Origin of the sequence: Parahoeflea olei (assembly GCF_001703635.1) — a bacterium.
GTDB lineage: Bacteria > Pseudomonadota > Alphaproteobacteria > Rhizobiales > Rhizobiaceae > Hoeflea > Hoeflea olei.
The window spans coordinates 24,649-31,548 of record NZ_LQZT01000014.1 but is presented as its reverse complement, the minus strand read 5'-3'; the positions used below and the strand labels follow the sequence as shown (position 1 = coordinate 31,548).

General features: G+C 66.9%; 8 protein-coding genes and 2 pseudogenes. 7 read left to right on the top strand and 3 right to left on the bottom strand.

Translation table 11 applies throughout. The features are described 5' to 3' along the window. Both AWJ14_RS22800 and AWJ14_RS11575 read left to right on the top strand, forming a co-directional pair. A partial coding sequence (locus AWJ14_RS22800) for a TonB family protein (protein ID WP_245304242.1) occupies positions 1-437 on the top strand: 437 nt, incomplete at its 5' end. 175 nt (positions 438-612) lie between these two features. After that, a complete protein-coding gene (locus AWJ14_RS11575) occupies positions 613-1,035 on the top strand; it encodes a metallopeptidase family protein (RefSeq protein WP_066178918.1) in 423 nt (140 codons plus the stop codon). 60 nt (positions 1,036-1,095) lie between these two features. Here the strand turns inward: AWJ14_RS11575 and AWJ14_RS11570 are convergent. From AWJ14_RS11570 to AWJ14_RS11560, 3 genes and pseudogenes are all read right to left on the bottom strand, one after another. Continuing rightward, positions 1,096-2,259: pseudogene (locus AWJ14_RS11570) on the bottom strand (amidohydrolase). Beyond that, the gene (locus AWJ14_RS11565) at positions 2,256-2,462 is read right to left on the bottom strand and encodes a DUF1737 domain-containing protein (RefSeq protein ID WP_066178915.1); all 207 of its coding nucleotides are present in this window, start codon (positions 2,460-2,462) and stop codon (positions 2,256-2,258) included. The pseudogene AWJ14_RS11570 and the gene AWJ14_RS11565 overlap by 4 nt, the downstream one beginning before the upstream one ends. Next, positions 2,459-3,388, bottom strand: coding sequence for an HpcH/HpaI aldolase/citrate lyase family protein (locus tag AWJ14_RS11560; RefSeq protein ID WP_066178912.1), 930 nt, complete (start codon positions 3,386-3,388; stop codon positions 2,459-2,461). Before AWJ14_RS11560 ends, AWJ14_RS11565 begins: the two co-directional genes overlap by 4 nt. A gap of 167 nt (positions 3,389-3,555) precedes the next feature. On the opposite strand from AWJ14_RS11560, the gene AWJ14_RS11555 reads away from it, so the two are divergent. The 5 genes and pseudogenes from AWJ14_RS11555 to AWJ14_RS22795 all read left to right on the top strand — a co-directional run. Further along, on the top strand, positions 3,556-3,792 hold the full coding sequence (locus AWJ14_RS11555; protein ID WP_245304241.1) for a hypothetical protein: 237 nt from the start codon (positions 3,556-3,558) through the stop codon (positions 3,790-3,792). A gap of 189 nt (positions 3,793-3,981) precedes the next feature. Then, positions 3,982-4,587: a 3-isopropylmalate dehydratase small subunit gene (gene leuD, locus AWJ14_RS11550; RefSeq protein WP_066178908.1), complete on the top strand. Its 606-nt coding sequence runs from the start codon at positions 3,982-3,984 to the stop codon at positions 4,585-4,587. Positions 4,588-4,662: 75 nt separating this feature from the next. Continuing rightward, entirely contained in the window at positions 4,663-4,917 is a 255-nt protein-coding gene (locus tag AWJ14_RS11545) for an acyl carrier protein (protein ID WP_066178906.1), read from the top strand. Positions 4,918-4,919: 2 nt separating this feature from the next. Further along, a complete protein-coding gene (locus AWJ14_RS11540) occupies positions 4,920-6,131 on the top strand; it encodes a beta-ketoacyl-[acyl-carrier-protein] synthase family protein (protein ID WP_066178903.1) in 1,212 nt (403 codons plus the stop codon). A gap of 160 nt (positions 6,132-6,291) precedes the next feature. Continuing rightward, positions 6,292-6,900 (top strand): annotated as a pseudogene (locus AWJ14_RS22795) (isocitrate/isopropylmalate family dehydrogenase); the annotation flags it as partial.

The window sequence follows — 6,900 nt, the reverse complement described above, 5'->3', positions numbered from 1 at the left end:
AGAAGCCGCGCCGGAAACAGCCGCAAACCCAGAAGCCCCCGGTGCGCAAGCAGCAGGCGCAGGCGTCGCGCGCCACCAACCAGGCCGCCGCCCAGGTCCGCCAGTCCGACCGCAACGCCGCCCGGCAGAACAATGCCGGCATGGGCACCGGCGCGCAGTCGCCGGCGCGCTGGCAATCCCGGCTGATGACGCATCTGGAGCGGCGCAAGCGCTATCCGTCGGGTGCGCGCGGCCGCCGCGAGCAGGGCACCGTCCAGATCCGCTTCACCATCGACGAGCGCGGCAATGTGCTGTCGGCCTCGCTGGCCCGTTCCTCCGGCTTCCCCGAGCTCGACGCCGAGGTGCTGTCGCTGGTGCGCCGTGCCTCGCCGGTCCCCGCACCGCCGCCGGGCGTCAACCGCACCATCATCGCGCCGGTGGAGTTCTCGATCAAATAGGCACTCCGGCCTCGGCCCACCCCTCACGGTGTCTGCGAAGGGTCAAGTCGCGTGGAGGCTGACGTCGCATCGACGCCCTGCAGCCGCGCCCGGCGCTTTGCTCTCGAAAAATCCGTCGGCTTCCCCTATATGCCGGGATGTGGTCATGCAGCGCCACACAGGTTAAGGTTTATTCATGGGGCGTATTGACCAGACAGGCGATTGGCGGGACCGGCATGCGCCGTCCCTGAGCGAATTCGAATCCCTCGCCATCGAGGCCTACGGCAAGCTGCCGAAGCAGTTCCATGCGCTCACCGGCGACCTGGCCATCATCATCGCGGATTTTCCCGAAGACGACGTCTTCGAGGACATGGGCCTCGAAACCCCCTTCGACCTGCTCGGGCTGTTCGAAGGCCGGGGGCTCGGCGAACGCTTCACCATCGAGACCGGCGAACTCAGCAACCGCATCCTGCTCTATCGCAGGCCGATCCTCGACTATTGGGCCGAAAACGAGGAAACGCTGGGCGACATCATCGCCCATGTTCTGATCCACGAGATCGGCCACCATTTCGGCCTCTCCGACGAGGACATGGAACGGCTCGAAGCCCAGGTTCCCTGAGCTTCCCCCTTCCCGGCCCAATCCCCGACCCAGTCCCCGGCCGATCCGGAGTGGGGTGCGCTAGCCGCAGAGATCCCGGGCGATGCGTTCGAACAGCCGCGCGCCGAGCGGAATCAGCTGGTCGGGAAAATCGTAATCGGGATTGTGCAGCCGCGGCGTGTCGGTGCCCGCGCCGAGCACGAACAGCGCCGATTTCGACACCGAACCGAACAGCCCGAAATCCTCCGACCAGCGGAACGGCCGGTCGAGCGCCACGGTCTCGACCTGCTCGGCGGCGAAGGCCCGTTCGACGAGAGCGCCTGCCTCGCCGTCATTGTGGCAAGCGGCGAAGCGGTCTTCCGTCCCGAGCTCGACGCCGAGACCGCAGGCGGCCGCGGTCTTTTGCGCGATCGCGCGCGCGGCCTCCATCAGCCGGGTCTGGGTGGCGTCACTGACGCTGCGCAGCGTTGCCCAGACCTGGGCCTCGCCCGGCGCAATGCCGAAGGCGGCTTCGCCGAGCCGCGCATGCACCAGCGTCACCAGCGCCGCGTCGGGGTCAAGCCCGAGGTCGACGGGCAGCTTCGGCAGGCCCGAGACCAGCGCGCACAGCGCCTCCGCCGGGCTCACCCCGGCCTCGGGCTGGGAGGCATGCGCGGTCTTGCCCGAAAGCCCGATGCGCAAGCCCTCGGAAGCGAAATTGGCCGGCCCGCGGCAAATCCCGGCCGCGCCCATCGGCAACCCCGGAAGATTGTGAAGCGCAAAGGAATAATCCGGCCGCAGGCCGGAAAAGGCCGGATCGGCGATCACCGCCGCCGCCCCGGCGCCGGTTTCCTCGGCGGGCTGGAACAGGACCGTCACCCGGCCCCTGGCCGGCCGCCGCGCCGATAGCGCCATGGCGAGCCCCGAGACGATCGCCATGTGCCCGTCATGGCCGCACAGATGTCCACGGCCGCCGATCCGCGAGCGCCAGGCGGAGCCGGACATCTCCCGGATCGGCAGCCCGTCGAGCTAGCAGCGAAACAGCGCGGACGGACCGGGCACGCCGCTGTCGAACACCGCCGCCACGCCATGGCCGCCCAGCCCCGTGACCAGCCGGTCGGGGCGAAGCGGGGTCAGCACATCGACGATCCTGAGCGCGGTGGCGGCTTCGTCGCCGGAGATCTCCGGCGCCTGGTGCAGCTCGCGCCTGAGCGCCACCAGCGTGGACGTGCGGGCGTCGTCATAGGCGAGCGCGGGCATGGTCATTGTTCGCCGAGCTTCATGTCGGGGTGATAGTCGACGCCCTCGACATCCTTGGTCACCGCCTGGCCGCACTGCATCACGCCGGTCTCGGCGTTGAAGGCATAGCTCGGCGAGCCGTGCAACTGCCAGCCCTTCGACAGGGCAAGGCTGACCTTGTGGCAGAACGCCGAATCATCGACGCCGGTGAGAAAGCGGTAGAGTTTCATGGCGCAGGGTCTCCTTTTTCACGCGCGGCGATGCGCGCCGCCTTGCCGATCAGCCTCTCGGCGATGTCGAGATGCAGCCGCTCGACCATGCGGCCATCGAGGCCGATGACGCCGCGGTCGCGGTTTTCGGGCTGTGCGAAAGCATCGACGATCGTGCGTGCCTCGGCCAGCCGGTCCGGATCGATCCCGAAAGCGGTATTGGCGGCGGCGATCTGGGCCGGATGGATCAGCGTCTTGCCATCGAACCCCATGGCCCGGCCCTCGTCACATTCCGCTTCAAGCCCGGCCGCATCGCGGAAATCGTTGTAGACGCCGTCGAGCACATCGAGCCCGTAGGCGCGCGCGGCAAGCACGATCTGCATCAGCCACGGCGCAAGCCACGGCCGGCCCGGAAGCGCCGCCACGCCCGTCTCCTTGAGAAGGTCGTTGGCGCCGGTGACGAAACAGTCGAGCCGCGCGCCGTCGGTGCGCGCCATGGCGGCGATCCGGCCCGCATTCATCACCCCGCGCGGTGTCTCGATCATCGCCCACAGCCGCAGGCTTGCGGGCGCATCGGTCTGCTCGAGCACATCCTCGACCGCGGTGATGTCGTCGGGGGCATCGACCTTGGGGATCAGGATCGCGTCGGGACGGCAGCCGCGGGCGGCCAGAAAATCCTCCGCGCCCCAGGGCGAAGTCAGCGCATTGATGCGGATGATCTTTTCCATGCCGGCGGGAAGGGCCGCGGCACGGCCATCGGCAAAGAAGCGCCTCAGGCTCTCGCGCGCCTCTTCCTTGGCGCCCGGCGCCACGGAATCCTCGAGGTCGAAGATCACGCCGTCGCAGTCGAGCCCGGCGAGCTTGGCGAGCGCCCGCTCATTGCCGGCGGGCAGGTAGAGGATCGAGCGGCGCGGCCGGACGGGGCGAGGGGTGGCGGTCTTGGTCATGCCGCTGTTATGGCCCGCCCCGGTGCGGGCTTGCAAGAGCCGGTCGCCGCGACCCGCCCCGGAGATCGGCGCGCAAGGGCGGGACAAGCTGCCGCAGCCGGGAAGCGGGTCTTGAACGGTGCCGCCATCATCCCCAGATCTAAAGCCTGTCGTTAAGGAAGAAACAGATGAGAACACTCGTTGCACTGGGTATGGGCCTCGGCCTGGTTGTCGCCGCATTCGCCGGCCTGGCGCTGGCGATGGTCCTGGCCGTGACCACCGCCGGAATCATGCTTGCGTCCCGGATGACCGGGCGGCTGCAGCCCGCCGTGGCACGTCCGACCAAATCCCGCACCGGCCAGGCGGACAAGCAGCACGGCTACCGCGTCTGGAATGACGGCCGCGGCACCATCATCGACATGTAGGATCCCGACAGCGCGGGCAGGCGCGGGCGCGGCAGCTTCCGCGCGCCCCTGCCCTGCCCGCCGGCAGCGCCAAAGCCGCAGGCGCGGATCGCGATCCGATGTTCCCGCGCCGAAACGGCGGCTTTGCTCTTCTTTTTCGGTTCCATGTTTGTTAAATGCTCCGGCACAGACAGACAGGATTTTCACGCCATGGAAAAATTCAACCGCCTCACCGGCGTTGCCGCGCCGCTTCCGGTCGTCAATATCGACACCGACATGATCATCCCCAAGGATTATCTCAAGACCATCAAGCGCACCGGGCTCGGCAAGGGCCTGTTCGCCGAAGCGCGCTACAACGAGGATGGCTCGGAAAACCCGGATTTCGTGCTCAACCAGCCGGCCTGGCGCAATGCCACGATCCTGGTGGCGGGCGACAATTTCGGCTGCGGCTCCTCGCGCGAACATGCCCCCTGGGCGCTTCTCGACTTCGGCATCCGCTGCGTGATCTCGACCAGTTTCGCCGACATTTTCTACAACAACTGCTTCAAGAACGGCATTCTGCCGATCGTTGTCAGCCAGGAAGATCTCGACAAGCTGATGGATGACGCCCAGCGCGGCGCCAACGCCACCGTGTCGATCGACCTGGAACAGCAGGAAATCCGCGGCCCCGACGGCGGCATGATCAAATTCGATATCGATCCCTTCAAAAAGCATTGCCTTCTGAACGGGCTTGACGACATTGGATTGACTCTCGAAAAGGCAAGCGCCATCGATAATTACGAAGCAAATGCTTCGGACAACCGGCCCTGGCTTTAAAGACGACAGGCAACCGAACAGCTTGCGCTGATCTTGGCGTGCTCGGTTTTCGGGCGCGAGGTGAAGGAACGTTACATGGCAGACGATATCGAAAGCTCGACCATCGCCCTGATCGCATCGGCCGGTGAAATCGAAGCCGACCAGATCACGCGCGACACCGAGCTCGCCGAGCTCGAGATCGATTCGCTGGCCCTGACCGAGATCGTGATGGATATCGAGGACAAATACGATATCGAAATCGACCTCAACACCGCGGAAGCCTGGGAATCGCTCAAGACCGTCGGCGACATGATCGACATGGTCAAGACGCTCATCGCGGCGCAGCACTGACCATGACCCGGAAGCGCGTCGTCATCACCGGCATCGGCGGACTGTGCGCGCTCGGCGGTGACGCCGATACCATCTGGAGCGGCATGAAGCAGGGCCGCAACGGCTGCGGGCCGCTGTCGTTCGAAACCCGCGACCTCAAGATCGGCGTCGGCTGCGAAATTACCGGCTATCCGGATGACGACGGCATCGACAAGCGCCAGAGCCTGACCATGAGCGGCATCAGCCGGCTCTCCGTGGTCGCCGCCCGCGAGGCGATGCGCCAGGCCGGGCTCGAGCCGGGCGACTTCGAGGCCCCACGGGCCGGCGCGGTGATGGGCGTCGGCGTGTTCGGCACCGATGCCGTCGACCAGAGCTATGTCGACATCTTCCTCGAGAAGAAGAAGCGCGCCCATATCTTCACCGTGCCGCGGGTGATGCCGAGCGGCCCTGCCGGGCATGTGTCGATCTCGCTCGGGCTCGAAGGGCCGGTGTTCGGCGTCACCTCGGCTTGCGCCTCGGGTAACCATGCCATCGTGTCCGCGGTCGACCAGATCCGGCTTGGCCGCGCCGACGTGATGCTGGCCGGCGGCGCCGAACTGGCGCTCATCTACGGACCGCTCAAGGCGTGGGAATCGCTGCGCGTGCTGGCGCGTTCGGTCTGTCGCCCGTTTTCGGCCGACCGCGACGGGCTGGTGCTCGGCGACGGGGCCGCGGTGGCGGTGCTCGAATCCTATGAACATGCCCGGGCCCGTGGCGCCACGATCCTGGCCGAGGTCGCGGGCGTCGGGCTGTCGGCCGATGCGTCCGACATCGTCAATCCCACCCTCGAAGGCCCGGCGCGGGCGATGCGCGCCTGCCTCGAGGATGCCGGCATGTCCGCGGCCGAGGTCGATTACATCAACGCCCACGGCACCGCCACCCAGGCCAACGACCAGACCGAGACCCGCGCGATCCGGGAGGTGTTCGGAGCGGCGGCGGACACGGTTTCGGTGTCCTCGACCAAATCCATGCATGGCCACTGCCTCGGCGCATCGAGCGCGATCGAGATGATCGCCTGCGTGAACGCCGTCCGCGAAGGCGTGATTCCGCCGACCATCAACTACACCACGCCCGACCCGCTGTGCGACCTCGACGTGACGCCCAATGTGGCGCGCGAGCGCACCGTCGCGGTGGCGATGTCCAATGCCTTCGCCTTCGGCGGGACCAACGCGGTGGTCGCGATCAGGAAGATCTGATGACCGGGCGCCGGCGGCGTTTCGCCCCGGAGGGATCTCGACGCTGCCGCGCAGCGCGGCTGCGGCAAGGCTGATGTTCCGGTCCGCTTGATTCCCGTCAGCGCGGATTTTATTGCTGGCCCGCTCTTCGCGGCCACTCAAACATTGAAAGGCATGATCCATGACGTCTCGCTCCCTCTTCCTTCTTCCCGGCGACGGTATCGGCCCCGAGGCCATGGCCGAGGTCCGCAAGGTCATTGCCCACATGAACCAGAGCGAGGGCGCAGGCTTCGTCACCGACGAGGGCCTGGTCGGCGGATCGGCCTATGACGCCCATGGCGCGGCGATCTCGGATGCCGACATGGACAAGGCGATGGCGGCGGACGCGGTGCTGTTCGGTGCCGTCGGCGGCCCCAAATGGGACAGCGTGCCCTACGAGGTCCGTCCGGAAGCCGGCCTCCTGCGTCTCAGGAAGGACATGGAGCTGTTCGCCAACCTGCGCCCGGCGATCTGCTACCCGGCGCTGGCCGCCTCCTCCTCGCTCAAGCCGGAAGTGGTCGAAGGTCTCGACATCCTGATCGTGCGCGAACTGACCGGCGGCGTCTATTTCGGCGAGCCCAAGGAGATCATCGATCTCGGCAACGGCCAGAAGCGCGGCATCGACACCCAGGTCTACGACACCTTCGAAATCGAGCGCATCGCCGGCGTGGCCTTCGAACTCGCGCGCACCCGCCGCAACGAAGTCTGCTCAGATCTCGGCAATGTCGAGAAACGAGGTGTTGGAGGCAAG

What these genes read in the sequence shown, in the direction of transcription:
- AWJ14_RS11555 (WP_245304241.1), top strand. Translation starts at nt 3,556, where the DNA reads ATGAGAACACTCGTTGCACTGGGTATGGGCCTCGGCCTGGTTGTCGCC.
- AWJ14_RS11560 (WP_066178912.1), bottom strand. Translation starts at nt 3,388, where the DNA reads ATGACCAAGACCGCCACCCCTCGCCCCGTCCGGCCGCGCCGCTCGATC.
- AWJ14_RS11565 (WP_066178915.1), bottom strand. Translation starts at nt 2,462, where the DNA reads ATGAAACTCTACCGCTTTCTCACCGGCGTCGATGATTCGGCGTTCTGC.
- leuD (WP_066178908.1), top strand. Translation starts at nt 3,982, where the DNA reads ATGGAAAAATTCAACCGCCTCACCGGCGTTGCCGCGCCGCTTCCGGTC.
- AWJ14_RS11545 (WP_066178906.1), top strand. Translation starts at nt 4,663, where the DNA reads ATGGCAGACGATATCGAAAGCTCGACCATCGCCCTGATCGCATCGGCC.
- AWJ14_RS11575 (WP_066178918.1), top strand. Translation starts at nt 613, where the DNA reads ATGGGGCGTATTGACCAGACAGGCGATTGGCGGGACCGGCATGCGCCG.
- AWJ14_RS11540 (WP_066178903.1), top strand. Translation starts at nt 4,920, where the DNA reads ATGACCCGGAAGCGCGTCGTCATCACCGGCATCGGCGGACTGTGCGCG.